The organism is Nocardioides sp. OK12 (assembly GCF_024341885.1).
In the GTDB taxonomy this organism is placed as follows: domain Bacteria; phylum Actinomycetota; class Actinomycetes; order Propionibacteriales; family Nocardioidaceae; genus Nocardioides; species Nocardioides marinisabuli.
Genome location: NZ_BNET01000008.1, coordinates 112,316 through 137,844 on the forward strand (window position 1 = coordinate 112,316; position 25,529 = coordinate 137,844).

26 protein-coding genes and 1 tRNA gene are annotated in these 25,529 nt (G+C 74.6%); 11 read left to right on the forward strand and 16 right to left on the reverse strand.

Features of this window, described 5'->3' with window-relative positions; genetic code table 11:
- Positions 1-20: 20 nt before the first annotated feature.
- Positions 21-99 (reverse strand) — tRNA-Gln (locus tag OCU29_RS18435).
- Between the two features lie 14 nt (positions 100-113).
- Positions 114-812, reverse strand: coding sequence for a hypothetical protein (locus OCU29_RS18440; protein WP_261821068.1), 699 nt, complete (start codon positions 810-812; stop codon positions 114-116).
- 241 nt (positions 813-1,053) lie between these two features.
- Here OCU29_RS18440 and OCU29_RS18445 point away from each other — a divergent pair, with 241 nt between their 5' ends.
- Together OCU29_RS18445 and OCU29_RS18450 are read left to right on the forward strand one after the other, a co-directional pair.
- Positions 1,054-2,181: an ATP-dependent DNA ligase gene (locus OCU29_RS18445; RefSeq protein WP_261821069.1), complete on the forward strand. Its 1,128-nt coding sequence runs from the start codon at positions 1,054-1,056 to the stop codon at positions 2,179-2,181.
- Positions 2,182-2,222: 41 nt separating this feature from the next.
- Entirely contained in the window at positions 2,223-2,768 is a 546-nt protein-coding gene (locus tag OCU29_RS18450; protein WP_261821070.1) for a hypothetical protein, read from the forward strand.
- Here OCU29_RS18450 and OCU29_RS18455 read toward each other — a convergent pair.
- Both OCU29_RS18455 and OCU29_RS18460 read right to left on the reverse strand, forming a co-directional pair.
- Positions 2,765-3,394 (reverse strand): sulfotransferase family protein, encoded by a 630-nt coding sequence (locus OCU29_RS18455; RefSeq protein ID WP_261821071.1) that lies wholly within the window; start codon positions 3,392-3,394, stop codon positions 2,765-2,767. The genes OCU29_RS18450 and OCU29_RS18455 overlap by 4 nt on opposite strands.
- 311 nt (positions 3,395-3,705) lie before the next feature.
- Positions 3,706-4,803, reverse strand: coding sequence for a DNA polymerase domain-containing protein (locus tag OCU29_RS18460; RefSeq protein WP_261821072.1), 1,098 nt, complete (start codon positions 4,801-4,803; stop codon positions 3,706-3,708).
- A 102-nt stretch (positions 4,804-4,905) separates the two neighbouring features.
- On the opposite strand from OCU29_RS18460, the gene OCU29_RS18465 reads away from it, so the two are divergent.
- Together OCU29_RS18465 and OCU29_RS18470 are read left to right on the forward strand one after the other, a co-directional pair.
- Positions 4,906-6,180, forward strand: a complete 1,275-nt coding sequence (locus tag OCU29_RS18465) for a GNAT family N-acetyltransferase (RefSeq protein WP_261821073.1) — start codon at positions 4,906-4,908, stop codon at positions 6,178-6,180.
- Between the two features lie 10 nt (positions 6,181-6,190).
- Positions 6,191-6,391, forward strand: coding sequence for a hypothetical protein (locus OCU29_RS18470; protein ID WP_261821074.1), 201 nt, complete (start codon positions 6,191-6,193; stop codon positions 6,389-6,391).
- Between the two features lie 23 nt (positions 6,392-6,414).
- Here the strand turns inward: OCU29_RS18470 and OCU29_RS18475 are convergent, their stop codons facing one another.
- Complete coding sequence (locus OCU29_RS18475; RefSeq protein ID WP_261821075.1) at positions 6,415-6,642, reverse strand: hypothetical protein; 228 nt, start codon at positions 6,640-6,642, stop codon at positions 6,415-6,417.
- 73 nt (positions 6,643-6,715) lie between these two features.
- Positions 6,716-7,243, reverse strand: a complete 528-nt coding sequence (locus OCU29_RS18480; RefSeq protein ID WP_246305104.1) for an Lrp/AsnC family transcriptional regulator — start codon at positions 7,241-7,243, stop codon at positions 6,716-6,718.
- Between the two features lie 72 nt (positions 7,244-7,315).
- Between OCU29_RS18480 and OCU29_RS18485 the strand changes: the two genes are divergently transcribed.
- Genes OCU29_RS18485 through OCU29_RS18495 form a run of 3 tightly spaced genes read left to right on the forward strand, consistent with a single transcriptional unit; the run spans position 7,316 to position 11,363 of the window.
- Positions 7,316-8,545, forward strand: a complete 1,230-nt coding sequence (locus OCU29_RS18485) for a PLP-dependent aspartate aminotransferase family protein (RefSeq protein ID WP_261821076.1) — start codon at positions 7,316-7,318, stop codon at positions 8,543-8,545.
- 23 nt (positions 8,546-8,568) lie between these two features.
- Complete coding sequence (locus OCU29_RS18490) at positions 8,569-10,890, forward strand: pyruvate dehydrogenase (protein WP_261821077.1); 2,322 nt, start codon at positions 8,569-8,571, stop codon at positions 10,888-10,890.
- Positions 10,887-11,363, forward strand: a complete 477-nt coding sequence (locus OCU29_RS18495) for a GNAT family N-acetyltransferase (RefSeq protein ID WP_261821078.1) — start codon at positions 10,887-10,889, stop codon at positions 11,361-11,363. The genes OCU29_RS18490 and OCU29_RS18495 overlap by 4 nt, the downstream gene beginning before the upstream one ends.
- Before the next feature lie 112 nt (positions 11,364-11,475).
- On the opposite strand, the gene OCU29_RS18500 is transcribed toward OCU29_RS18495, so the two are convergent.
- From OCU29_RS18500 to OCU29_RS18510, 3 genes are read right to left on the reverse strand one after another with little or no spacing between them, the layout of a single operon-like run.
- Positions 11,476-11,829 carry a hypothetical protein gene (locus OCU29_RS18500; RefSeq protein ID WP_261821079.1) on the reverse strand — a complete coding sequence of 118 codons (354 nt, stop codon included), beginning with the start codon at positions 11,827-11,829 and terminating at the stop codon, positions 11,476-11,478.
- Positions 11,826-13,067, reverse strand: coding sequence for an acyl-CoA desaturase (locus OCU29_RS18505; protein WP_261821080.1), 1,242 nt, complete (start codon positions 13,065-13,067; stop codon positions 11,826-11,828). Before OCU29_RS18505 ends, OCU29_RS18500 begins: the two co-directional genes overlap by 4 nt.
- Positions 13,068-13,110: 43 nt before the next feature.
- Positions 13,111-14,196, reverse strand: coding sequence for a ferredoxin reductase (locus OCU29_RS18510; protein ID WP_261821081.1), 1,086 nt, complete (start codon positions 14,194-14,196; stop codon positions 13,111-13,113).
- A gap of 105 nt (positions 14,197-14,301) precedes the next feature.
- On the opposite strand from OCU29_RS18510, the gene msrB reads away from it, so the two are divergent.
- A complete protein-coding gene (gene msrB / locus OCU29_RS18515) occupies positions 14,302-14,721 on the forward strand; it encodes a peptide-methionine (R)-S-oxide reductase MsrB (RefSeq protein ID WP_179614157.1) in 420 nt (139 codons plus the stop codon).
- Between the two features lie 2 nt (positions 14,722-14,723).
- Here the strand turns inward: msrB and OCU29_RS18520 are convergent, their stop codons facing one another.
- The 6 genes from OCU29_RS18520 to hemG form a co-directional block, all read right to left on the reverse strand.
- Entirely contained in the window at positions 14,724-15,365 is a 642-nt protein-coding gene (locus tag OCU29_RS18520) for a hypothetical protein (RefSeq protein WP_179614158.1), read from the reverse strand.
- A gap of 213 nt (positions 15,366-15,578) precedes the next feature.
- Complete coding sequence (hemQ, locus tag OCU29_RS18525; protein WP_261821082.1) at positions 15,579-16,289, reverse strand: hydrogen peroxide-dependent heme synthase; 711 nt, start codon at positions 16,287-16,289, stop codon at positions 15,579-15,581.
- 49 nt (positions 16,290-16,338) lie between these two features.
- A complete protein-coding gene (locus OCU29_RS18530) occupies positions 16,339-16,989 on the reverse strand; it encodes a response regulator transcription factor (protein ID WP_261821083.1) in 651 nt (216 codons plus the stop codon).
- Positions 16,986-19,043 carry a sensor histidine kinase gene (locus OCU29_RS18535; RefSeq protein ID WP_261821084.1) on the reverse strand — a complete coding sequence of 686 codons (2,058 nt, stop codon included), beginning with the start codon at positions 19,041-19,043 and terminating at the stop codon, positions 16,986-16,988. The genes OCU29_RS18530 and OCU29_RS18535 overlap by 4 nt, the downstream gene beginning before the upstream one ends.
- An 82-nt stretch (positions 19,044-19,125) precedes the next feature.
- Entirely contained in the window at positions 19,126-19,875 is a 750-nt protein-coding gene (locus tag OCU29_RS18540; RefSeq protein ID WP_261821085.1) for a hypothetical protein, read from the reverse strand.
- Between the two features lie 129 nt (positions 19,876-20,004).
- Entirely contained in the window at positions 20,005-21,390 is a 1,386-nt protein-coding gene (hemG, locus tag OCU29_RS18545; protein WP_261821086.1) for a protoporphyrinogen oxidase, read from the reverse strand.
- An 18-nt stretch (positions 21,391-21,408) separates the two neighbouring features.
- Here hemG and OCU29_RS18550 point away from each other — a divergent pair, with 18 nt between their 5' ends.
- The gene (locus tag OCU29_RS18550; RefSeq protein WP_261821087.1) at positions 21,409-22,404 is read left to right on the forward strand and encodes a DUF4349 domain-containing protein; all 996 of its coding nucleotides are present in this window, start codon (positions 21,409-21,411) and stop codon (positions 22,402-22,404) included.
- On the opposite strand, the gene hemE is transcribed toward OCU29_RS18550, so the two are convergent.
- Entirely contained in the window at positions 22,364-23,326 is a 963-nt protein-coding gene (gene hemE, locus OCU29_RS18555; RefSeq protein ID WP_370463684.1) for a uroporphyrinogen decarboxylase, read from the reverse strand. The two genes, OCU29_RS18550 and hemE, sit on opposite strands and share 41 nt — an antisense overlap.
- 170 nt (positions 23,327-23,496) lie before the next feature.
- On the opposite strand from hemE, the gene OCU29_RS18560 reads away from it, so the two are divergent.
- Together OCU29_RS18560 and OCU29_RS18565 are read left to right on the forward strand one after the other, a co-directional pair.
- Complete coding sequence (locus OCU29_RS18560; protein WP_261821088.1) at positions 23,497-24,120, forward strand: DUF3000 domain-containing protein; 624 nt, start codon at positions 23,497-23,499, stop codon at positions 24,118-24,120.
- Positions 24,120-25,496 (forward strand): HRDC domain-containing protein, encoded by a 1,377-nt coding sequence (locus tag OCU29_RS18565; RefSeq protein WP_261821089.1) that lies wholly within the window; start codon positions 24,120-24,122, stop codon positions 25,494-25,496. Before OCU29_RS18560 ends, OCU29_RS18565 begins: the two co-directional genes overlap by 1 nt.
- The last annotated feature ends 33 nt before the right edge of the window (positions 25,497-25,529 follow it).

Genomic DNA, 25,529 nt, shown 5'->3' on the forward strand with positions numbered 1-25,529 from the left:
CCGGGGGCTGCGGTGAAGAGCTCCCCGGGTAGGAGTCGAACCTACGTCGCTAGTCCTGATTCAAAGTCAGGCGGGCCCTGCCGGCAGACCAACCGGGGAATGCGGCCACCACCCTAAGGCCCTGATCGGCGACGGGAGCGGTCGCCTCGGCGTCCGGCGGCCGCAGCAGCGCTCGTCAGCTCAGCAGCCAGGTCCGCGCCACCGGCGGCGGGCCCGTCGACGACGATCTCGAGGTCCTGTGACCTGGGCCGGGCCCGCCACGGCCGAGGCGTGAGCCGGTGCCGGGTGACGGCCCCCGGGTGCGCCGCCGTGACCCTGACGCTGTCCCCACGCTGGACCGCCGTCGCGACGTCGGCCAGGCGCAGCTCGCTGCGCAGGCCGTGGTGCTCGTCGACCACCCGGGTCGCCGAGATCCACGTGCCCCCGACGCGGAAGCGGCCCAGGAGCGCGAGCACCGGGAACCCCAGGAAGTAGACGGCGGGCACCGAGGCCAGCACGGGCCACAGCCAGTTCTCCGTGACCGCTCCGACCGTCCCCATCACGGCGAACCACCCTCCCAGGAGGGTCAGCACCCCGAGCGAGGCCACCCAGGCACGCCCCGCCCTGCGGGGGCGGTACGTCGCTCGCTCGCCGTCCCACGTCACCTCGCGCGGCCTCGGGGCCGGTCCCGACGAGTCCAGCAACGGCCCCGACGACGAGACCAGCACGATGAGGCCGAGCACCAGGAAGAGGGCTGCCCAGGTGGTGCCGAAGGCGCTGTCGGCGCGACGCACCAGCGCCACCCCCAGGACCAGGGCGACGGTCCCGGTCACCAGCCCCGCCGCGCGGCCGGCCGGACCCAGCAAGATCCGCGCACTCAGCTGGACCACCCGCCCCCGGTGCTGGGGCCCCCGGGCACGAGCCGGTCCCCGCCGGCCACCGGGCCCCAGGTGGCACGACCGCCGAACGGCACCGCGGGTGGCATCACGTGCGCGAGCCTACGACGGCGAGCAGGGGCAGCGCCCCCGAGGCGACGCCCCCGGGGGTGGGGGCGGGCGGGTCTATGGTCGGGGCGTGGACCTGCCCGTGATGCCGCCGGTGCGGCCGATGCTCGCCAAGTCCGTCAAGGGCGTGCCCGATCCCGCCAAGCACGGCGGGCTGTCCTTCGAGCCGAAGTGGGACGGCTTCCGCTGCCTGGTCTTCAAGGACGGCGGCGAGGTCGAGCTGACCAGCCGCAACACCAAGCCGCTCACCCGCTACTTCCCCGAGCTCGTGGTCGCCGCGCGCGAGCAGCTGCCCGAGCGCTGCGTGCTCGACGGCGAGGTGTTCGTCGCGCTGCCCACCCCCGACGGCGGCCAGCGCCTGGAGTTCGAGGTGCTGCAGGAGCGCATCCACCCCGCCGCCTCGCGGGTCGGCATGCTCTCCGAGAAGACCCCGGCGGGGTTCGTGGCCTTCGACCTGCTCGCCCTGGGCGACGAGTCGTACGTCGACCGGCCCTTCGCCGAGCGCCGCGCCGCGCTCGAGGACGCGCTGGGTCACCTCTCCGACCCCGGCGCCGGCGGGCCGTGCCACCTGACCCGCACCACCACCGACCCGGCGGTGGCCGAGCAGTGGCTGGAGCAGTTCGAGGGCGCCGGGCTGGACGGCGTGGTGGCCAAGCCGCTCGAGGCGGCGTACGCCGAGAACGCGCGCACGATGCTGAAGATCAAGCACGAGCGCACCGCCGACGTGGTGCTGGCCGGGATGCGCGAGCACAAGACCTCCACGCCCGAGCGGCCGCTGCTGGGCAGCCTGCTGCTGGGGCTGTGGAGCGAGGGCGACGACGGCCGGGTGCTGCAGCACATCGGGGTGAGCGCCAGCTTCACCGAGAAGCGACGCGCCGAGCTGTGGGAGGAGCTCTCGCCGCTCGCCTGCCCGATCGAGGAGCACCCGTGGGCGCGCTGGCACGAGGGCGCGATCGCCAACCCCGACCGGGTGCCGGGCACCCAGAGCCGGTGGAGCGCCGGCAAGGACCTCTCGTTCGTGCCGCTGCGCCCCGAGCGGGTGCTCGAGGTCAAGTACGACCACATGGAGGGTCGCCGCTTCCGCCACACCGCCCACTTCAAGCGCTGGCGCGACGACCGCGACCCGGCCTCCTGCGGCTACGAGCAGCTCGACCAGGTCATGGGCTACGACCTCGGCGAGGTCCTCGGCCGGGGCTGAGGCTCCCCCCGCCGGGCCCCCGACGGGACTAGGATGGGCCCATGGCCGACTACGACGTCGTACTGCTGATCGAGAAGGCGCTGAGCGCCTCCGACGCCGTCCAGGTGCGCTCGCTGCACGCCGAGCTGGCCGAGGAGGGCGAGCGGGTCCGCTACCACGTGCTGCTGCCCCTCGAGGACGCCGCCGCGCGCGTCGAGGCCGCCATGGGCTCGCTGTCGGGCGGGGAGATGCTGGCCTCGCCGGCGATGACGATGTCGGAGATCGACCTCGACGCGGTGCGCAAGGACTGCCTCGAGCGCTCGCAGGCCGAGCTGCACACGACCCTCGAGCACCTGCGCCACGCGCACGCCGAGGCGACCGGGCGCATCATCACCGAGCCGCCGGTCGACGCGCTGGCCGCCGAGGTCGCGGCCGTCGACGGCCGCGAGGCCATCGTGCTGACCCGGCCCCACGTGGTCGCCGAGTTCTTCCACCTCGACTGGACCTCGCAGGCCCGGCGCAAGCTGGGCGTGCCGGTCCTGCACCTGCTCGAGCACGAGAGCTTCGAGGAGCAGGCCGGAGGGCCCGAGGGGATCAGCGGCGCCTAGAACTCGTAGCCGAAGCGCTGGAGGTCGGCGGCGAACACCTCGGCGACCCGGTCGCGCATCTCCTCGGAGTAGTGCTGGCGGTAGTCGGCGCTGGGGCCGGTGTTGGCGTGCACGGTGGTGCCGGGCCAGGCCAGGCCGAGCCGGTCGAAGACCTCGTGGAGGTCGGCGTCGAAGTGCTCCTGGCGGCCGATGAAGTCGGCCTCGCGCTGCTTGGCGCGCAGGTAGCTGATCTGGGTGCGCTGCAGCTCGCGCTGCTCCTGGGTGCCGCGCAGCACGAACGCCTCGAAGTCGGGGCAGGTCGCGAGCACCCGCTTCCACAGCCGGTTGTGGTCCATCTGGTTGGCGGCCTTCTCGACCCCGGCGGCAGCGTCGGCCTCGGCGCGCTTGATCATCGCCCACCACGAGTAGAGACGGGCCCACGGGTTGCGGACGAACCCGAAGATGAAGTACTCCGACAGCTCGGGGTAGGTGCGCAGCGCCGGGCCCAGCCGGGCGTGGCGCCCACCCCCCAGCCCGGGCAGGAACTCGAAGTCGGGCAGCGCCTCCTGCAGCATCCGGTCGATGGTGATCCCACCGGTCTTCTGCACGTGCACGAACAGCACCCGGGAGGAGTGCGAGACCATCATGCGCGCAAAGTACCAGCGGCTCCGCTCACCCGCGGGGCCCCTCGGTGTTACCAAACCCTGGACCGATTGTGGATGACGCGTGCACCCACTCCGGCGGATCTCCTCCTAGTGTTGAGGCACGAGGTCGCCGGGGGGCGACCTCCCCGGTCGGACCGGGGGGTACGCCGCGATTCTGGGGGGAACGCGGACTCACCCCGACCGACCATCGCGTCCGAGAATCCGGGGGGAGACTCGGACGCAGAGACGGGAGCCCGTCCGGTGCAGCTGAGACTCCGCCGGGCGGGCCCTCTCGATTTGGGCCCGCGCCCGGTTCAGCCCTCGACGCGGTTGCCCTCGGCGTCCCAGTGCTCGGCCACCTTCTTGCTCGGCTGCACGCGCGGCGGCTCCCCCGGCATCTTCGGGTGGTCCGGCGGGTAGGGCATCTCGCCCCCGGGCAGCTCCTCGTAGAGGTCGAGCAGCGGCTGGATCGAGAACGCCTCGTCGTCGATGCCGGCCCACGGGTCACCGCTGTCGGCGAGCCGCTCGGGCACGGTGAAGAGGTTCAGGCCGCGCGGGTCGTCGAGCTGCGCCAGGTCGGCCCACGCCAGCGGGGTGGAGACCGGGGCGCCGGGCAGCGGGCGCAGCGAGTAGGCCGAGGCGATGGTGCGGTCGCGGCAGTTCTGGTTGTAGTCGACGAAGATCCGCTCCCCCCGCTCCTCCTTCCACCACGCCGTGGTCACCTGGTCGTCGCGGCGCTCCAGCGCCCGGCCGAAGCCGATCGCGGCGTGCCGCACGTCGGTGAACTCCCAGCGCGGCTCGATCCGCACGTAGACGTGCACGCCGCGGTTGCCCGACGTCTTCGCGTACGCCGTCAGCCCGAGCTCGGCGAGCAGCTCACGGGCCACGCCGGCCACCCGCACCGCGTCGGCGAAGGTGGTGCCGGGCTGCGGGTCGAGGTCGATGCGCAGCTCGTCGGGGTGGTCCAGGCTGGCCGGGTCGTCGGTGCGGCGCACGGGCCAGGGGTGGAAGGTCAGGGTGCCCATGTGGGCGGCCCACACCGGCACCGCGATCTCGGTCGGGCAGATCTCGTCGGCGGTGCGACCGGAGGGGAAGGTGACGGTCGCGGTCTCGAGGTAGTCGGGCGCCCCCCTGGGCACCCGCTTCTGGTAGAACGCGTCGGCCTTGGAGTCCTGCGGGCCGGTCGCCAGGCGCATCCCCTCGCGCACCCCCGAGGGCCAGCGCTCCAGGGCGGTCGGGCGGTTGCGCAGCGCGCGCATCAGCCCGTCCTCGACCGAGGCGACGTACTCGGCGACCATCAGCTTGGTCACCTCGGGCGTGTGCCGGGTCGCCTCGTAGATCACCCGGTCGGGGCTCGAGACGCGCACCGCGCGCCCGCCCGCCTGCACCTCGGCCGCGCCTGCCTTCGCCATGCGCCCACCCTAGGCCGCCACCGCGACCCGGCCGGTTCGGACGAGCCGGCTCGGCGGGATATCGCGTGGAGGGGTGGGTGGGGCTGCTCCTAGGGTGTCGGGGTGAGTGAGCCGCACGCCGACCTGACCTTCCGCACTCTCGAGCCCGGCGACGAGGGCGCCGACGCCGCGCTGCTGCGGGGCTGGTTGGAGGGCCTGGCCCGCGGCTTCCACGACGGCCGCAACGACCAGGCCGAGTTCGACCGCTGGCGCAAGCACGCGGGGCGCGACGGGGCGGTGGTGCGCGGCGCCTGGCCCACCGCCCGGGTCGCCGACGGCACGCTGCCGGTCGGCACCTTCGCCAGCTGGGCCGGCGAGCTCAACGTCGGTGGCGGCCGCACGCTCGGGCTGCACATGATCAGCGACGTCACCGTCGCCCCCACCCACCGCCGCCAGGGCCTGCTGCGCCGGCTGATGACCGTGGACCTCGACCACGCGGTCGCGCAGGGCCGTCCGGTGGCGGCGTTGACCGCGACCGAGGGCTCCATCTACGGCCGCTTCGGCTTCGGCCCCGCCGTGCGCGGGCGACGCGTCGAGATCGACACGGGCCCCCGCTTCGGGCTGCGCGACCTCGACGACCCCGGCAGCCTGGAGATGGCCGAGCCGACCGAGGCGTGGCCGCACGTGCGCGCGGTCTTCGAGCGCCACCTCGGGCGCACCCGCGGCGCGGTCAGCAGGCCCTCGTTCTACGAGATGTTCCTGACCGGCGAGTACGACTGGGACAAGGGTGCTCCCGACAAGATGCTGCGCGCGGTGCTGCACCTCGACCCCGCCGGCACCGTCGACGGCTACGCCCTCTTCAAGCACAACGGCGACCACCGCAAGGACGCTGCCGTCGAGCTGGTCGACCTGGCCGCCGACACCACGACGGCGTACCTGAGGCTGTGGCGCTTCGTCGCCGACATCGACCTCGTCGAGAAGGTCCGCTGGGGCCGCAGCCCGCTGCTCGACGTCCTGGAGGTCGCGCTCGTCGACCCGCGGGTCGTGACGACCACGGCCCTGCACGACACGCTGTGGGTGCGGGTGCTCGACCTCCCGGTGGCCCTGGAGGCCCGCCCGTGGAGCGTCGACGGAGACGTGGTGCTCGAGGTCGACGACGACCTGGGCCACACCGCCGGGCGCTGGCGGGTCACCACCAGCGGCGGCGCCGCGACCGTGCGGCGCACCGACGACGCCGCCGACGTGCGGCTCTCCGCGGAGACCCTGGGCCACCTCTACCTCGGCGATGTCGACGTGGCACCGCTGGTCGCCGTCGGCCGGGTCACCGGCGCCGCGGCGGGCACCTTCGCGGCGATGGCCGACGGCGGGCCGACCCCGTGGTGCACCACCGGGTTCTGACGGGGTCCTGATGGCGCCCGACCCGTCACCGCAGGCCCCGCTGGAGGAGTGGGCCCGCCGCGGCGGGCACTGGCAGGTGGTCGTCTCCACCCCCGAGCGCACCACCGTGGCACTGCTGACCTGCGACGGCGGCGAGGAGATGGAGCGCGTCGAGGTCGACGGGCCCGGGCTGCACGACTGGCTCGCCGGGCGTACGTCGTCGGCCGACTGAGAACCGCTGCACGCCGCGTCGGGCTAAGCCTTCCTGCTGCCGCTCCCCAGCAGCCGACGCACGACGACGAAAGCCAGCACCGCCGCAGCAGCGGCGACGACCATCCCCCAGCTGTCGGCGCCCTCGCCCCAGGGCAGGGCGACCAGGACGCTCCGACAGTTCGTCGGCCCGTCCTCGGACGACACGCAGAGGACCGGCCAGAGCGCGACGAGCACGACGGCCCCCGCGACCCACGGACCGACCCTGCGCACACCCGTCTCCTCCCTGCGCCTCCTGCTCATCCGACGCCCCGGCCCGGCGCCCGGTTCCCCCGCCGCGCCGCACTCACAGCACTCCCCGGCCCTTGCGCCGCTCGAAGACCAGCTGGGTCTCGGTCGAGCGCACCACCGGGTGCACGGTGACGTGCTCGAGCACCAGGTCGCGCAGCGCCTCGGGGTCGGCGACGGCGACCAGCAGGTGGAAGTCGTCCTCGCCGGCCACGTGCAGCGCCTGCAGGACGCCCGGGGCCTCGACCAGGGCGTCGTACAGGGTCGTGACGTGCTGCTGGTCGTGGCTGCCCAGGCGCACCTTGATGACCGCCTGCAGCGGGAAGCCCAGCGAGGCGACGTCGACCTGCACGCTGGTGCCGACGATGACGCCGCGGTCGCGCAACGAGCGCACCCGGTAGGCACAGGTCGACTCGGCCACCCCCAGCCGCGAGGCGAGCGCCTTGTTGGTCAGCCGTCCGTCGGCGCCCAGCGCGCGCAGGATGTCGAGGTCGAGGGAGTCCAGGCCGGGGGCGCCCCGGTCAGCGGGTTGTGATCCAGGCAACGCGAGCTCCTCAGGAGGCGGGTGGTCCTGCTTCTTCTGCAACCGAAGCCTCCTTAGGCTACGTCTTCGACAGCGAGGGCGCTCGTACGGTGACTTCTCAGCGAGACTCCCTGCATGCGCCTCGACTCCCTCGCCGTGCACAGCGGCCGCGACGACCTGACCAGCCTCGGCGTGCACGCACTGCCGCTGGACCTCTCCTCCACCAACCCGCTGCCCGACCTCGACACCGGCGGCGAGTCCTACGAGTCGATGGCCACCGGCGGGCACCCCACCGAGGGCGGCCACGTCTACCAGCGGCTGTGGAACCCGACCGTGGCCCGCTTCGAGACCGCGCTGGCCACCCTCGAGCACGCCGAGTCGGCGGTCGCCTTCGCCTCCGGCATGGCCGCCATGTCAGCCGCGGTGCTCTCGCGCACGATGCTGACCGGCAAGCGCCACGTCGTCGCGGTCCGCCCGATGTACGGCGGCACCGACCACCTGCTCTCCACCGGCCTGCTCGGCACCGAGGTCTCCTGGTGCACCGAGTCCGAGATCGCCGCCACCGTGCGCCCCGACACCGCCCTGGTCGTCGTGGAGACGCCCGCGAACCCGACGCTGGAGCTGCTCGACATCGCCGCGGCCGTGGCCGCCGCCGGCGACGTGCCGGTGCTGGTCGACAACACCTTCGCCACCCCGGTGCTGCAGAACCCGCTCGACCACGGCGCCGCGATGGCGCTGCACAGCGCCACCAAGTACCTCGGCGGCCACGGCGACGTGGTCGGCGGCGTCATCGCCTGCGACGAGGAGACCGCCAACGGGCTGCGCCAGGTGCGCGCGGTGACCGGCGGCATCCTGCACCCGCTCGGCGCCTACCTGCTGCACCGCGGCCTGGCCACCCTGCCGCTGCGGGTGCGGGCCCAGCAGGACGGCGCCCGTCGCCTCGTCGAGTTCCTCCAGGGCCGCGACGAGGTCGCGACCGTGCACTACCCCGGCCTCGACGACCCGCGCGGCCTCGTCGGCACCCAGATGCGCGGCCCCGGCGCAATGGTCGCCATCACCCTGCACGGCGGGTACGACGCCGCCGCCCGGCTCACCTCCTCGGTCTCGCTGTTCACCCACGCGGTGTCGCTGGGCGGCGTCGACTCGCTGGTCCAGCACCCCGCGGCGCTGACCCACCGCCCCGTCGCCGCCCACGCGCGACCCGGCGCGGGCGTCGTACGGCTCTCGGTCGGGCTGGAGGACCCGCTCGACCTGCTCGACGACCTCACCGCCGGGCTGGCCGCCGTCGGGGTGGGCACCCCCACGGCGCCGTCGGTGGCACAGTGGCGCCCGAGCGACCAGACCCGCCAGACCGTCGGCGTCTGACCACCCCCACCGGAGGAGCCCGAGTGACCACGCCCGACCCTGCCCTGCTCCGCGAGGTCTCGTGCCGCGTGCTGTGGCTGGCCACCTCGATCGTCGACGCCGCCAACGCGGGGCGTCCCAACGACAGCGGGGTCAAGGTCGGCGGCCACCAGGCCTCGTCGGCCTCGATGGTCGACATCATGGTGGCGCTGTGGTTCGCCGAGCTCGAGCGCGACGACCGGGTCTCGGTCAAGCCGCACGCCTCGCCGGTGCTGCACGCGCTGAACTACCTGCTCGGCGACCTCGACGAGGCCTACCTGCCGACGCTGCGCGCCAAGGGCGGTCTGCAGTCCTACCCCTCGCGGCTCAAGGACCCCGACACCGTCGACTTCTCCACCGGCTCGGTCGGCATCGGCGCGACCGCGGCGCTGTGGGCGGCGATGTCGCACCGCTACGTCGCCTCGCGCTTCGCCGACGCTCCCCCGGCCGGTCGCTTCGTCAGCCTGCTCGGCGACGCCGAGCTCGACGAGGGCGCGATCTGGGAGGCCGTGGCCGACCCGGCCGTGGCCCGCCTCGGCGAGGTGCTGTGGGTCGTCGACGTCAACCGGCAGTCGCTGGACCGGGTGGTGCCCGAGCTGCAGATCGCGCGGCTGGCCGGCATGTTCGAGGCCGCCGGCTGGCAGGTCGTCACCATCAAGTGGGGCCGCCGCATCAGCGAGCTCTTCGAGCGCCCCGGCGGCGCCGAGCTGCGCACGCGCCTGGAGCAGATGCCCAACGAGGAGTACCAGCGGATGCTGCGCGCCGGCACCGACGAGATCGCCGGGCGGCTGCTGGCCGACTCGGAGGCCTGGTCGCCGTCGGCCGCGCTGCGCGAGCTGGTCGACGCGCTCGACGCCGACGACCTCGCCGAGCTGGTGCGCGACCTCGGCGGCCACGACCTCGGCCTGCTGGTCGACACCTTCGCCGACGTCGACGACCAGCGCCCCACGGTCGTGTTCGCCTACACGATCAAGGGCCGCGGGCTGCCCACCGAGGGCCACCCCAACAACCACTCCGCCCTGCTCACCGCCGACCAGATGGACGCCCTGGCCGAGCGGACCGGCGGCGACCGGTCGGCGCCGTGGTCGCGCTTCGAGGCCGGCAGCGCCGCCGCCGACCTGTGCGAGCAGCGCGCCGCGGCCCTGCGTCGTACGCCGCAGCCGCCGACGACCCCGCTCCCGGTGCCGGTCGCGCTGGGCCACGCCCACAAGCGACCGGTCTCGACCCAGGCGGCCCTGGGCCGGCTGCTGGCCGACCTGCACCGCGACGCGCCCGCCGTGGCCGCGCGCGTGGTCACCTGCAGCCCCGACGTGGCCTCCTCGACCAACCTCGGCGGCTGGATCAACAAGGCCGGGGTGTGGTCGGTGGAGGACCGCCGCGACTGGTTCGCCGACGACACCGAGCGGCTGCTGCGCTGGTCGGAGCACCAGGACGGCCAGCACATCGAGCTCGGCATCGCCGAGGTCAACCTGGTCTCGCTGCTCGGCGAGCTGGGCGCGACCTGGTCGCGCTGGGGTGAGCGGCTGATCCCGATCGCGACCATCTACGACCCGTTCGTCTCGCGCGCGCTCGAGCCGTGGTCCTACGGCATCTACTCCGGCGGTCAGTCGATCCTGGTCGGCACCCCCTCGGGCGTCACGCTGGCTCCCGAGGGCGGGGCGCACCAGTCGATCACCACCCCGTCGATCGGGCTGGAGCAGCCGGGCTGCACCGCCTGGGAGCCGGCCTTCGCGCAGGACCTGGAGTGGTGCTTCCTGGCCGCGATGGACTCGGTCGGGGTGCCCGGTGGCACGTCGTCGTACTTCCGGCTCTCCACGCGCCCGCTCGACCCGACGCTGGCCGAGCTGCCCGACGACCCGGCCCTGGTCGAGCGCCGCCGCCGCCAGGCGGTCGCCGGCGGCTACCGGCTGCCGGCCGAGCACGCGCTGACCGAGGAGCAGGTGACGCTGGTCGGCGTCGGCGCGATCATGCCCGAGGTGCTGGCCGCGGCCGAGAGCCTGCGCGGGCAGGGCGTGCGCGCCGGCGTGGTCTGCCTGACCAGCCCCGACCTGGTCTTCCGCTCCTTCCAGCAGCGGGGTCGCCGTGGTGGCGGCACCGGCGGCGACGTCCTCGCCGAGCTGCTGCCCGCCTCGGCCCCGGCGCCGCTGGTGACCGTGCTCGACGGGCACCCGCACACGCTGTCGTTCCTCGCCGGCGCACGCGGCGACCGGATCCGCTGCCTGGGCGTCGAGGAGTTCGGGCAGTCCTCCGGGCTCGCCGACGCCTACCGGCTGCACGGCCTCGACGTGGCGGCGATCGTCGACGCGGCGCTGGGCCTGGTGGAGTGACGGCGCTCGGTTCGCTGGCCCTGGCCCCGCTCACCCGCGACCAGGCCGTCGAGGTCTGCACCTGGCGCTACCCGCCGCCGTACGACTGCTACGACATGACCGACGCCGACCCCGACGAGCTCGCCGACCCCGCGTCGGGGTTCCACGCGCTGACTGCGGACGGCCGGCTCGTCGGCTTCCGCTCGTTCGGCCGCGACGGGCGGGTGCCGGGCTGGGCGTACGACGACACGGCGCTCGACACCGGCGGCGGGCTGCACCCCGACCTGGTCGGGCAGGGCCTCGGCCGCGAGGCGATCCGCGCCGGCCTGACGTACGGCCGCTCGCTGCTCGCCCCGTCGGCGTACCGGATGACGGTGGCGGGCTTCAACGAGCGCGCACTGCGGGTGGTGCGGTCACTCGGCTTCGAGCGGGTCGGGCGGTTCCGCGCCCCGACCGGTGTCCGGTACGAGGTCCTGGTGCGGCCCGAGCGCTGAGCCGGGTCGTGGTCCGGGTCGTGGTCCGGGTCGTGTGCCTGAGGACGCGCCAGAGCGCGGCCAGGGGCCACGACCCAGGCCACGACTCAGACCACGACCCAGGCCACGACCCTCAGAGCAGCGAGTTCGGCTGGAACGTCGGTCGCCGGTCGTCAGCGCCCGCGACCGGCCGTACGAACTCGAAGCCCGCGGTCAGGACCACCTGCAGCTCCGGCGAGTCGGCGGCGAGCCCCCGTGCGCACTCCTCGTGCAGCGGTGGGGCGTGGAAGGCGTTGCGGGCGACCTCGTCGGCGTCCCCCACGAACGCCACCGGACGCCCCAACGAGGCCGCGCACGCACCGCAGATCCGGCTCAGCGCGCACTGGGTGACCCGCGACCCCACGAGCACGGGTCGACCCTGCTCGTCGGGCTCCCACGCGAAGGGCGCCGTACGCGCGTCGACGTCGCGGGACAGCCCGCGGATCACGAGGCCCGCCCGGTGCCCGAGCGCGACCACCCGCCGAGCTCGGAGCGGCGCGGCGGCAGGTCGGCGTCGGACTTGCGGCCCTTGTCGACCGGCGGCGCCTCGGCGGCGGCGGGACGGTCCGGCGGCTGCGGCGGGGAGTCGGAGGAGGTGAAGCGGTTGGGCAGCGAGAGCTTCATGATCGTGCGCAGCGCCTGGCCGTACTGCCGGTGCAGCGGGCCCACCGTGTACGGCAGGTCGTACTTGTCGCACAGCGCCCGCACCCGCTCGGAGATCTCGGCGTACCGGTTGCTGGGCAGGTCGGGGAAGAGGTGGTGCTCGATCTGGAAGCCGAGGTTGCCCGAGAGGATGTGCAGCAGCGGGCCGCCCTCGAAGTTCGCCGCGCCCAGGATCTGGCGCAGGTACCACTCGGCGCGGGTCTCGTCCTCGAGCTCCTCCTCGGTGAAGTGCATCGCCCCGTCGGGGAAGTGCCCGCAGAAGATGATCACGTACGACCACAGGTTGCGCGCCAGGTTGGCGGTGGCGTTGGCCTTCATCGTGGTGCGCCAGTGCGGCCCCGACAGCGCCGGGTAGACGACGTAGTCCTTGAGCGCCTGGTTGCGGCCCTTGCGCCAGATCTGCTTGAGCTGGCGCTTCATCTCCGCAGGATCCTTCTCGCCCTTGCGGATCTTCTCCAGGTCGAGGTCGTGCAGCGCCACGCCCCACTGGAAGAGCGAGGCGAGCAGCGCGTTGTAGACCGGCTGGCCGAGGTTGGCGGGGTTCCAGCGCTGCTCGCGCGCCATCCGCAGCACGCCGTAGCCGATGTCGTTGTCGTAGCCGAGCACGTTGGTGAACTGGTGGTGGATGTAGTTGTGCGAGTGCTTCCACTGCTCGGCGGGCTGCGCGGTGTCCCACTCCCAGTTGGAGGAGTGGATCTCGGGGTCGTTCATCCAGTCCCACTGCCCGTGCATGACGTTGTGGCCGATCTCCATGTTCTCGAGGATCTTGGCCAGGCCCAGCATGGTGGCGCCGGCGACCGCGCCCGGCACCCGCGCCTTCCTCGAGTGGCAGGTGGTCATCAGGGTGACCCGGCCGGCGGCGGCCAGGCCGCGCTGCACCCGGATCATCCGGTTGATGTACGCCGCGTCGGCGGCGCCGCGCGACTCCTCGACGTCGGCGCGTATCCGGTCGAGCTCGCGACCGATCTGCTCGACCTCGTCGTCGGTGAGGTGGGTGTACTCCTGGACGTCGGCGATCGCCATGTCGTCTCCTCGGTGCTGGTGCTGGAGCGGTTCGGGGGGTGTCTCAGATGTCGATGACGCAGTCGCCGACGGCGGCGGTCACGCAGGTCTGCACCTGCTCGTTCGGCTGGGCGTACTCCTCGCCGTTGCGCAGGTCGCGCACCGTGCCGGAGACGAGGGTCAGGGTGCAGGTGTGGCAGATGCCCATCCGGCAGCCGTAGGGCATCCCGACCCCGGCCTGCTCGCCGGCCTCGAGGACGGTCGTGGCCCCGTCGACCTCGGCCTCCTTGCCGGAGTTCTGGAAGCGGATGCGACCGCCCTCTCCCCCGTCACCGCCCAGCTCGAGGGTGAAGCGCTCGAGGTGCAGCCGCTCCTCGAGCCCCGCGGCCTCGTAGTGCGCGGCCACGGCGTCGAGCATCGGGCCGGGCCCGCAGGCCCAGGTCTCGCGCTCGCGCCAGTCGGGGCAGACCGCGTCGAGGCCGCGCTCGCGGTCACCGACCTCGAGGATGCCGTCGGTGTCGGTGTGCAGGCGGTGCACGACCAGGCCCTCGTGGGCCTCCTCGAGCCGGGCCAGCTCGTCGCGGAAGATCATCCGCTCGGGGGTCGGCGAGGAGTAGTGCAGGACCACGTCGGGCATCGTGTGGCGCCGGTCGAGGGTGCGCAGCATCGCCATCACCGGCGTGATGCCGGACCCGCCGACCAGGAAGAGCAGCCGCGGCGGTGGCGGGTCGGGCAGCACGAAGTCGCCCTCGGGCTTGGCCAGCCGCACGATCGTGCCCGGCTCGAGACCGTTGACCAGGTGCGAGGAGAGCAGTCCCTCGGGCATCGCGCGCACCGTGATCGCGATGTGGCGACCCGAGCGGCGCGGCGCCGAGCTGACCGAGTAGGAGCGCCACTGGAAGCGGCCCTCGACCTGCACCCCGATGCCGACGTACTGACCGGGGCGGTGGTCGAAGCGCCAGCCCCACCCGGGGCGGATCACCAGGGTGGCGGCGTCCTCGGTCTCCGGGACGACCTTCTCGATGCGTCCGCGCAGCTCGCGCTGGCTCCACAGGGGGTTGATGAGCGAGAGGTAGTCGTCGGGGTGCAGCGGCGTCGTCAGCCGTGCGCCCGCGCGCCGTACGCGCTCCCAGGGGATCGTCGCGCTCACCGGCGCCTCCTCGTCCACGTCGTCTTTACCGGACACAGTGAACAGCCGTGCACCGAGCGGCGTCAACGCCCCGAGGGGATGAGGTGGCCCACGTAGGCTGGAGGCATGGGCTACGACGTGGAGAAGACCGACGCCGAGTGGCGTGAGCAGCTCTCACCCGAGGAGTACGCCGTGCTGCGCCAGGCGGGCACCGAGCGTGCGGGCGTGGGGCGGCTGACCGACACCGAGACGACCGGCGTCTACCGGTGCAAGGCCTGCCAGGCCAAGCTGTTCGAGTCCGACACCAAGTTCCACTCCGGGTGCGGCTGGCCGTCGTTCTACCAGCCGATCAGCGACACCATCGAGTACGTCGAGGACACCTCGCACGGCATGAAGCGCGTCGAGGTGCGCTGCGCCGGGTGCGGCTCGCACCTGGGCCACGTCTTCCCCGACGGCTACGGCACCCCGACCGGCGACCGCTACTGCATCAACTCGGTCAGCATGACCCTCGAGCCCGCCGACGGCTCGGGACCCGTCGCCGGCTGACCTCAGCCGGCGTCGACGAGCTGGGCGAGGACCCGCACCGTGTTGGCGCCGTGCTCCTCGTCGAGGCGCTGCTGCAGCGTGCCGTCGTCGTAGGCGACCTCGGCCACGACCTGCTGGTCCTCCACGTAGGTGCCCACGACGCCGGGCAGCGCGCTGACCTCGCGGGCGATCTCGTTGATCGAGGCCTCGTCGCGCTGGCGCAGCGGCGGGGGCGGGTCCTGCTCGTCCTGGCGCGGCGGGCTGTAGAGCGCCGCGGGGACCGCGTCGGTGACGGTGAAGGTGGTGCCGTCCCACTCGCCGGTGAGAGCGAAGGAGCCCCACCGCACGTCGCCCTGCTTCTCGAAGGCCTGCTGGTCGCGCCAGCGCCACCCCTCGATCGCGGGGCCGCCGCACTGCGGCGGGTAGGACTCCGCCACCGGGCCCAGGCACATCTCGGGCCCCTCGCCGGTGTCCATCACCACCACCAGGTCGCGGGTGCGCACCGGCCCGGGGGCCGCCTGCGGCTCGAGCGGCGCGGGGCTCGACGTGGCACCGTCGTCGACGGCCACCTCGTCGTCTCCCCCGCCGCACGCGGCCAGGCTCATCAGCAGGGGGGCGAGGAGCAGGGCGAGACCGGTCGTACGCCGGCGGGCTGGGGTGCGCATGGGGGTGGGACGGTTCCGCTCGGGCGGGGGTTCCGACCCGGCTCATATCTCTCGCTGACCCGGCGCAAACTTCGCGCCCACCCGGCCCGGATCTCTCGTCGAGCCGTCCCGAACCTGCACCAACGGAGCCGCTGCAGGTTCGGGACGGGTCAGCGCGAGATTCGCGCCGGGTCAGGGTGAGATTTGCGCCGGGTCAGCGTGGTGTGGGCCTGGTCAGGGGAGGCGGTGCAGGAGGTCGGGGACCGAGGTGAGCGCGCCGGTGTAGAACGGCACCTCCTCGCGCACGTGGCGCCGGGCGGTGGAGCCGCGCAGGTGCCGCATCAGGTCGACGATGCGGTAGAGCTCGTCGGCCTCGAAGGCCAGCATCCACTCGTAGTCGCCGAGCGCGAAGCTGGCCACGGTGTTGGCGCGCACGTCCTTGTAGTCGCGCGCCATCTTGCCGTGCTCGGCGAGCATCGCGCGGCGCTCGCCGTCCTCGAGCAGGTACCACTCGTAGGAGCGCACGAAGGGGTAGACGCACACGTGCTGCTTGGGGTCCTCGTCGGCGAGGAACGCCGGCACGTGGCTCTTGTTGAACTCGGCGGGGCGGTGCAGCGCCATCTGCGACCACACCGGCTCGAGCCGCGCGCCGAAGGCGGTGCGGCGGAAGCGGTGGTAGGCGTCCTGGAGCTGCACCGAGTCGACGGCGTGGGCCCAGACCATCACGTCGGCGTCGGCGCGCAGGCCGCTGACGTCGTAGACGCCGCGCACCACGACGTCGTCGCCGGCGAGCGCGGCGAAGAGCTCCTCGACCTCGCTCGCCTCGGCGGCGCGGTCGGCCCCGGGGCCGAGCACGTCACGCAGGCGGAACACCGACCACATCGTGTAGCGGATCGAGTCGTTGATCTCCCGCACCCGGGAGGCGTTGCTCTGCGTCTCGCTCATGGCCACATTGTGCCAACCGTCCCCACCCGCGGCGCACGCGGTGGCCCGCTCAGCCCCGGCCGAGCCCCGCCTCGCGGGCGGCGATGATCGCCGCGGCCCGGTCGGGGGCCTGCAGCTTGGCGTAGACCGAGGAGACGGTGTTGCGCACCGTCTTGCCCGACACGAACAGCTCGGCGGCGATCTGGTCGTTGCTGCGCCCGGCGGCCAGCAGGTCGAGCACCTGGTGCTCGCGCTCGCTGAGCTGGGGGAAGGCCGGCGGCGCTGCCGGGCGCGCGGCGCCCACGAAGAGCTCGGCGACCCGCGCCGCCAGGGACGCCCCGAAGACCATGCCGCCGGCGGCCGCCGAGCGCACCGCGTGCAGCACCTCGTCGGCGCCGGCACCCTTGAGCAGGTAGCCGGTGGCGCCCGCCCGGATCGCGCTGACCACGGTCTCGTCGTCCTCGGTCATGGTGAGCATCACGACCCGCACCTGCGGGTGCCGGCCGGTCACGAAGCGGGTCGCCTCGATGCCGTCGAGCCCGGGCATCTGGATGTCCATGACCACGACGTCGGGCAGCACGTCCTGCACCACGTGCAGCGCCTCGCGGCCGTCGGCCGCCTCGCCGACGACCTCGATCCCCTCGAGCGCACCCAGCAGCGACACCAGCCCCTCCCGCACGATCCGGTGGTCGTCGACGACCACGACCCGCAGCACCCTCACCGCGCCACCCCCAGCGGCAGCCACGCGCGCACCAGGGTGCCGGCCCCGTCGAGGCCCGGGCAGACCACCTCGGCGCGACCGCCCAGCTCGTCGGCGCGCTCGCGCAGCGACAACATCCCCACGCCGGCCTGCGCCGCCGGCGACACCCCCACCCCGTCGTCGGCGACCTCGACGAGCAGCCCTCCCGCCTCGTGGGCCAGCCGGACCTCGGCGCGACCGGCCTGCGCGTGGCGCGCCACGTTGGTCAGCGCCTCGGCCGCGATCCGGTACGCCGCGACTTCCACCGCCGCGGGCAGCTCGGGCAGGTCGGCGGCGCCGACCGAGACCTCGGGCCCGGCCTGCTCGGCCAGCTGGCGCAACGCCCCGACCAGGCCGCGGTCGTCGAGCGCGGGCGGGCGCAGCTCGTGCACCAGCCGGCGTACGTCGGCGACGACGTCCTGCACCATCACGGCGGTCTCCTGCAGGCTCGCGCCGGCCGCGGCGGGGTCGCTGCCGACCGTCAGCCGGGCCGTCTCGAGGCGGAAGACCACTCCCCCGAGCGCCGGGCCGAGGCCGTCGTGCAGGTCGCGCCGGACGCGGCGCCGCTCCTCCTCGCGCGCCACCACCAGCCGCTCCCGGCTCTCCTGCAGCTCCTCGGCCAGGCGGGCGGTCCGCACCGCCAGCGCCGCCTGACGCACGAGGTCGCCGAGCAGCCGCTCGTCGCGCGCCGAGAGCCGGCTGCGCATCCCGCGGGCCGGCAGCATCAGCCGGCCCACCTCACGGCCGCGGTCGGTGATCGGGAGCACCCGCACCTGCGTGGGCTTCGTGCCGTGGCTGGCCGACAGCACCTCCCCGCCGCCACGCTCGACCTCGACGCGCACGAAGCCGACACCGAAGGCCGCGGCGACGGCGACGGCCACCTCGCGGAGCTGCGCCGCGGCGTCGTCGGTGTGCTCGAGGCGCGCCGCGAGCCTGGCCACGACGTCGTACGGCGCCGCCCGCTCGCCGAAGACCAGCCGGCGTGCCCACGCCCAGACCCGCGCCCGCAGGGGGACGTGCACCAGCGCCGACACCAGGAGCACCAGCGCCACCACCTCGCGCTGCGAGAGGCCCTCGCCGCCCCAGCCGGTCAGCAGGGTGTCGAGCAGGCCGACCGCGGCCAGGTCGACGGCGAGGACGAGCAGGCCCAGGCCGGCCCAGGCCAGGGTGCGGGTCAGCAGGTCGCGCACCGGCACCAGGCCGGGCTCGACGACGGCGACGACCATCGCCGCCGCCGGCAGCACCATCACGACGAAGCTGGTGAGCAGGTCGTCCCCGGGGCCGTCGTAGAAGGCACCGGCCACGATGGTCAGGGCCATCACCAGCACGCTCCACAGCAACCAGCGCATCCGGTCGCGCTCGACACCCTCGGACCCGCGGTAGCGCACCACCACCGTCGCGATCGGCACGGCGAAGCCCAGCACCGTGACGGTCCGGGCGATCGAGGGCGCCGGCTCACCGAGCCAGCCCAGCGAGAAGGGGTCGGGGTCGAGCGCGGCCGGCAGCGCCGCCGGCACCGGCGCCGGGGTGAGCAGGAAGACCAGGACGGCTCCACCCATCACCACCAGCACGGCGCCCGAGGCCCGGCCCCAGCGACCCGGCAGGAACCTCCCCGTGGGGAAGAGGAGCAGCAGCACCGCGGCCACGACCGGCAGCAGCGACCCGACCCGGCCCCAGAACCAGAGCGCGAGCGTGCTGCCGGGCCACACGGACGTGTCCGTCACCCCGGCGTACAGCCAGGACTGCGCCAGGCCGTCGACGGCCCAGAAGAGCCCGAACCCGGCGAGCGCCCAGCCGAACCGTGAGCGCGGGTCGCGCGCGGTGACCACGGCGGCCAGCGAGGCGATGACCAGGCCGTTGAGGGTCCAGGGCCAGCCGGGCCCCTGCGTCAGGCGGTCCCCCAGCGAGCCGGCCTCGCCGCGCGCGTCGACGGCGACGCTGGCGACCAGGGCCAGGGCGCACAGCGCCGGCACGCCCGGCCCGGACACGAACCGTCCGACCGGCGTGCGGGCGGGGCGCCGGCCGACCACGAGCACGGGCTCATTGTGGGCGCGCCGACGCCGGCCCGGGAACCGAATTCCCGGACCGGCTCCGGCGCGGGGCACGCGGGGGTCCCGCTCAGGCGGCCCGGGCGCCGCGGTGCACCCGGTCGCCGAGCGCGAAGCCGGTCGCGGTCACCAGCAGCCACAGCGGGCCGGTCATCCCCGCCATGTACTGCAGCGGGGAGATCCCCAGCAGCAGGGTCAGCCCGCCGAGCACCAGCCCCACACGGCCGATCCACGTCGGGACGGCACCCGCACGGGCGGCGCGCCACACGGCCACGCCCGAGAGCCCGGAGAGCACCCAGCACCAAGGGACCGTGGCGATCCAGTGGTTGAAGAACACCACGGCGTGCGGGTCGGCGACGGCGTCCCCGGCCTGCGAGGCGAAGATGAACTCGGTGTCGAGCCCGGTCCCCAGCACGGTGACCAGTGCGGTGCCGAGCAGCCCGGCGGCGGCCACGAAGGGGGCCAGGCCCGTCCCGGGGTGGTCGGCCAGGCGGCGGTGCAGCCCGGCGGCGAAGACGACGGTCGCCACCGCACCCACGAGGGCCAGCACGTGGAAGGCCACGATCACGGGGACCTTGTCGGCGACCGCCAGCGCTATCGCGTCGGGGTCACCCGCCAGGGCCTCGTCGTAGACGGCCGTGACCAGGCCGGAGGTGGCGATGCCGCCGATGCCGGCGGCCGCGGCGGCGATGCCGACGGCGGCCCAGGTGCGCGGGGCGCGCGACGCGGGGCGCTCCGCGCGGGGCGGGGTGGGCCGCGTCGACCCGGCCCGGTCGGTGCGGACGGGACGGCTGCTGCTGGTGGTGCTCGTGGTGCTCATGGAGGTCCTCTTCTCGGTCGTCGTGGTGGACGACCCGAGACTGCGGGGCGCGGTGTCCCGAGGGGCAGGGACGACGCGGCACGTCCGGTCCCGGGCACGACCGGGACGGCGGGACCGCTCAGGGACCGGTCAGTGCGGGGAGAGCGCCCGGACGGCCAGGCGCGCGGAGCCGATGACCGCGGGGATGCCCACGCCGTCGTACGCCGCCCCGCACACCGCCAGCCCCGGCACCTCGGCCACGGCCGCGCGCACCCGCGCCACCCGGGCGAGGTGGCCCACGGCGTACTGCGGCAGGCCGCCGCCCCAGCGCTGCACGTGGGTGTCGGAGGGGCGGGCCCGGAGCCCGAGGGCCGCGTGCAGGTCGGCGAGCGAGACCTCGACCAGGCGCTCGTCGGGGGCCTGCAGCGCGGCCTCGTCGCCGTGGCGCCCGAGGGAGGTGCGCAGGTGCACCACCCCGGCACCGGCGCCGGCCTCGCGCACCCAGGCCCACTTGGCGAAGGAGAAGGTCGAGGCCTTGATGGCGCGCCCCTCGACCGGCGGCACCAGGAACCCCGAGGAGCCGGTGCCGACCAGGTCGGGCACGTCGTCGGCGGCGAAGGCCAGGGTCACCACACCGACGGAGGCGGTCTCGACCTCGCCCAGCGCGTCGGCGGCGACGGGAGCGACCTCGCCCAGCAGCCGCGCGGTGGCGGCGGCGGGGGTGGCCAGCACGACCGCATCGGCGGTGACGGTCTCGGCCGCCGTGGTGGGGCCGACGGTGAGCCGGAAGCCGCCGCCGTCGCGGACCAGCGCCCGCACGGTCGCCCCCGTGCGCACCTCGCCGCCGGCGGCGCGCACGGCCGCGGCCACCGCCGCGGGCAGGCGCCCCATGCCGCCGGTGACCCCCGCGAAGACCGGGGCGGCGTACGTCGCCCCCGCGGGCGCCATCGCGGCGCCCTGCTCGAGCAGCGAGCCGCGCTCGGCCATCGCCACCAGCTGCGGCACGGCGGCGCGCGCGGAGATCCGCCGGGCGCGCCCGGCGTACACCCCACCCAGCAGCGGCTCGACGAGCAGGTCGGTGACGGCCGGCCCGAGCCGGGCGTCGACGAGGTCGCCGACGCTGACGTCGTCGCCGACCTCGCTGGGCGGCAGCGACGGCTCGCGGCGGACCCGGTCGAGGGCGGCCCGGTCGAGCACGCCGGAGGCGTCGAGCTGGTCGAGGTCGAGCGGGACGCCCATCAGCGAGCGCGGCAGCGGGCGCAGCGCGCCGCCGGTCCAGATCCGGGAGGAGACCACTGCGGGGTGCTCGACCTCGAGCCCCACCGAGCGGGCCAGGTCGACGCCCTCGGGCCGGCGGTTGAGCATCGCCTCGGCCCCGACGTCGACGCCGACCCCGGCGACCTCGCGGGCGCGCAGCTTGCCGCCGAGCTCGGGCGAGGCCTCGAGCAGCAGCACGTCGCGTCCGGCCAGGGCCAGCTCGTGGGCGGCTGCCAGCCCGGCGATCCCGCCCCCGACGACCACGACGTCCCTGTGCACGCCCCCATGCTGGCACGCGTGCTGGCACGCACCACCAGCCGGGAACCGGCCGGGGGCAGGCGGCGTCCCACCCCCATGGACGCCACCTCACCCCGTCTGCTGCTGAACCTGCTCCGGGCCGGCGCCGGCCTCGCTCTCCTGGTCACGCTGACCGCCTGCTCCGGCGGCGGCTCCGACAGCGTCGACGGCGGCGGCGAGGCCGCCGAGCCGGCCGTCGGCCTCGACTCGGGCGTCACCCAGGACCGGGGCGGTCGCAACGCCTCCGCGGCCGGGTCCGCCGAGGACGCCACCAGCCCGGTCGAGCGGACGCTGCAGGAGCCGGCGCTGATCTCGACCGGCACCGTCTCGCTGCGCAGCGACGACGTCGCCGACACCCGCTTCGACGTGCAGAAGGTCGCCGACCGCTACCGCGGCCAGGTCACCGACAGCGAGACCCGCACCGACGAGGACGGCGAGGTGCGCGACACCCGGCTGGTGCTGCGGGTGCCCAGCGCCGAGTTCACCGAGGCGATGGACGAGCTCGAGAAGGTCGCCGACCTCGAGAGCTCGACCTCGACCAGCGAGGACGTCACCAACCAGGTCGTCGACACCGAGGTGCGCATCCGGGTGCAGCGCGCCAGCATCGCGCGCATCGAGGAGCTGCTCCAGCGCGCCGGCTCCATCCGCGACGTCGTCGCGGTCGAGAACCAGCTGACCCAGCGCCAGGAACGGCTCGACTCGTTGCTGCGCCAGCAGGCCTACCTGGAGGACCAGACGTCGATGTCGACGATCACCGTGCACGTCGAGCGCACCGACGAGGCGGCCACCGAGCCCGGGACCGACGAGGCCGGCTTCGTCCCGGGGCTGCGGGCCGGCTGGGACGGGCTGACCACCGTGCTGGTGGGGCTGGCCACCGTCACCGGGGCGCTGCTGCCCTTCGCCGCGCTCGCCCTGCTGCTCGGCGTACCGGCCTGGCTGGTGCTGCGGCGCAGGGTCAGCGCTGCTCGAGCGGGTAGCCCTGCACGAACTCCGTGAGCCGGGCGAGCTGGTCGGGGTCGGTGGAGGGGATGACGCCGTGGCCCAGGTTGAAGATGTGGCCGCGGGCCGCACGACCGGCCTCGATCACCTCGGCGGCCCGGGCGGTCATCACCTCGGTCGGCGCGAAGACCAGCGTCGGGTCGAGGTTGCCCTGCACGCCGCGCCCGCCGACCAGCGGGATCGCCCGCTCCAGCGGGGTGCGCCAGTCGACGCCCACGACGTCGGCCCCGGCCTCGCCCATCAGGTCGAGCAGGTTGGCGGTGCCGACCCCGAAGTGGATGCGCGGCACGCCCAGCGCCCCGGCGCGCTCGAGCACCGTCGTCGAGTGCGGCATCACGTGCTCGGCGTAGTCGGCCGGGGTCAGCGCACCGGCCCAGGAGTCGAAGAGCTGCACGGCCGAGGCGCCCGCCGCGACCTGCACCTCGAGGTAGGAGGCGGCCATCGCGCCGATCTTGCGCATCAGCGCGTCCCAGACCTCGGGTGCGCCGAACATCATCGCCTTGGTCTTCGCGTGCTCCTTCGAGGGCCCGCCCTCCACCAGGTACGACGCCACGGTGAACGGCGCGCCGGCGAAGCCGATCAGCGGGGTCGCGCCGAGCTCGCCGACCAGCCCGCGCACGGCCTCGGTGATGAAGCCGACGTGCTCGGGGGTCAGGTCGGGGATCCGCTCGACGTCGGCGAGGGTGCGCACCGGCTCGGCCACGACCGGTCCCACCCCGGGCACGATGTCGAGGTCGACCCCGACGGCCTTGAGCGGCAGCACGATGTCGGAGAAGAAGATGGCGGCGTCGACGCCGTAGCGGCGCACCGGCTGCATGGTGATCTCGACGACCAGCTCGGGGTCCATGCAGGCGTCGAGCATGGCCACGCCCTCGCGCACCCGGAGGTACTCCGGCAGCGAGCGACCGGCCTGGCGCATGAACCACACGGGCGTGTGCGGCACCTCCTCGCCTCGGGCCGCGCGCAGGAACGCGCTGTCGTGGGCGGGGTTGGCCGGGGTGCTGGCGACGGAGGTCACGGGTCAAGGGTCGCAGGTGACACGGCGCGTCCGCACATCGGTTCGAGGCCCCCGCGCCTACTGTGGGGGGCATGGTCGTCCGCCAGGAGACGCACCCCGGAGCCGGGGTGCCCGCAGCCCCCACCGAGTTCACCGCGGCCGTCGCCGGCCTGCGCCAGGCGCGGCTGCGCCCCGAGGTGCTGTGCGAGGAGATGCCCGCCCCGCAGCGCATCGCCCCGTGGGCGTCGGCGCTCAGCGCCGACGTCACCGTCGACGACACCGACGTGGCGACCGGGCGGATCATCCTGCTGCACGACCCCGAGGGCAACGACGCCTGGGGCGGCACGTTCCGCTGCGTGGCCTACGTGCGCGCCGAGATCGAGGTCGAGCTGGTCAGCGACCCGCTGCTCGCGGGGGTGGGCTGGAGCTGGCTCACCGACGCGCTCGACGCCCACGGGGCGTCGTACTCCCACCAGTCGGGCACCGTGACCCGGGTGGCCACCGAGGCGTTCGGCTCGATGGCCGATGAGGGCGGCACCGCCCAGATCGAGGTCCGGGCCTCGTGGACGCCGACGGTCGACGACGACGGCGTGCCCGACACCGTCCCCCACGTCGAGGCCTGGGGCGAGCTGCTGTGCACCGCCGCCGGTCTCGAGCCGGTGCCCGAGGGCGTCGCCGTGCTCCCGAGCCGGCGCGGTCAGCGCGGCTCCCGCTGATGGCCGCCAGTCCGTCCTCCGAGGTCCCCGAGCAGCCCGGGCAGCCCGGGCAGCCCGAGCCGGAGACCCCCGAGACGCCTGAGACCGCCGAGACCCCGGCCCCCGAACCCGCACCGCTGCTCACCCTGCGCGACGGCCTCGGCGAGGTCGTCGACACCAAGACCGGCCTCGACGAGCTGTGCGAGGCGATCGCCGCCGGCAGCGGCCCGGTGGCCATCGACGCCGAGCGGGCCTCGGGCTACCGCTACTCCAACCGCGCGTACCTGATCCAGCTGCGCCGCGAGGGCTCGGGCACCCACCTGCTCGACCCGATCGCCTTCGACGGCCTCGCGCCGCTGCAGGAAGCCATCGGCGACGCCGAGTGGATCCTGCACGCCGCCACCCAGGACCTGCCCTGCCTGCGCGCCGAGGGCCTGCGGCCCACCGAGCTCTTCGACACCGAGCTCGCCGGGCGCCTGCTGGGCTACCCGCGGGTCGGCCTGGCGACGCTGGTCGAGACCCTGATCGGTCGCCGGATGAAGAAGGAGCACTCGGCCGTCGACTGGTCCACGCGCCCGCTCCCCCGGCCCTGGCTCGAGTACGCCGCCCTCGACGTCGAGGTGCTCGTCGAGCTGCGCGACCTGATCGCCGCCGAGCTGGTGGCCACCGGCAAGGACGAGTGGGCCCGCCAGGAGTTCGAGGCGCTGCGCAGCTTCGAGGCGCCGGTGCGCGTCGACGCCTGGCGGCGTACGTCGGGCCTGCACAAGGTCCGCGGGCGCCGCGCCCTCGGCGCGGTCAAGGCGATGTGGGAGCTGCGCGACGAGATCGCCGAGCAGCGCGACGTGACCCCCGGGCGCATCGTGCCCGACTCGGCGCTGACCGCGGCGGCCACCGCTGCCGTGCTGCCGACCGACCGCACCGCGCTGATGGCCGTCAAGGGCTTCCACGGCCGGGGCGCCGACCGCTACTCCTCGCGCTTCGCCGCGGTGCTGCGCGAGGTGGCCGAGCTGCCCGAGTCCGAGCTGCCCACGCGCACGCCGCGCACCGACGGACCGCCGCCGCCGCGCGCCTGGGCCGACCGCGACCCGGTGGCCGCGCGGCGCCTGGTGATCGCGCGCGAGGCGATGAGCGGGCTGGCCGAGGAGCACGGCATGCCGCTGGAGAACCTGCTCACCCCCGACCACCTGCGCCGGGTGCTGTGGGCCCCGCCGGCCACCCGCGAGCCCGAGGCGCTGGCCGCCGAGGTCGCCGAGGCGCTCGAGTCGCTCGGGGCGCGCCCCTGGCAGGTCGGGCTGGTCGGCCCGGTCATCGTCGACGCCGTGCTGCGCGGCGACGAGGAGCCGCCCGCCGAGCCCGAGCCCGACGACACCGCCGGCGCCGGTCCGCAGGACGGATAGTCCCTGACGTTCAACACCTCCCACCCGCGTGTC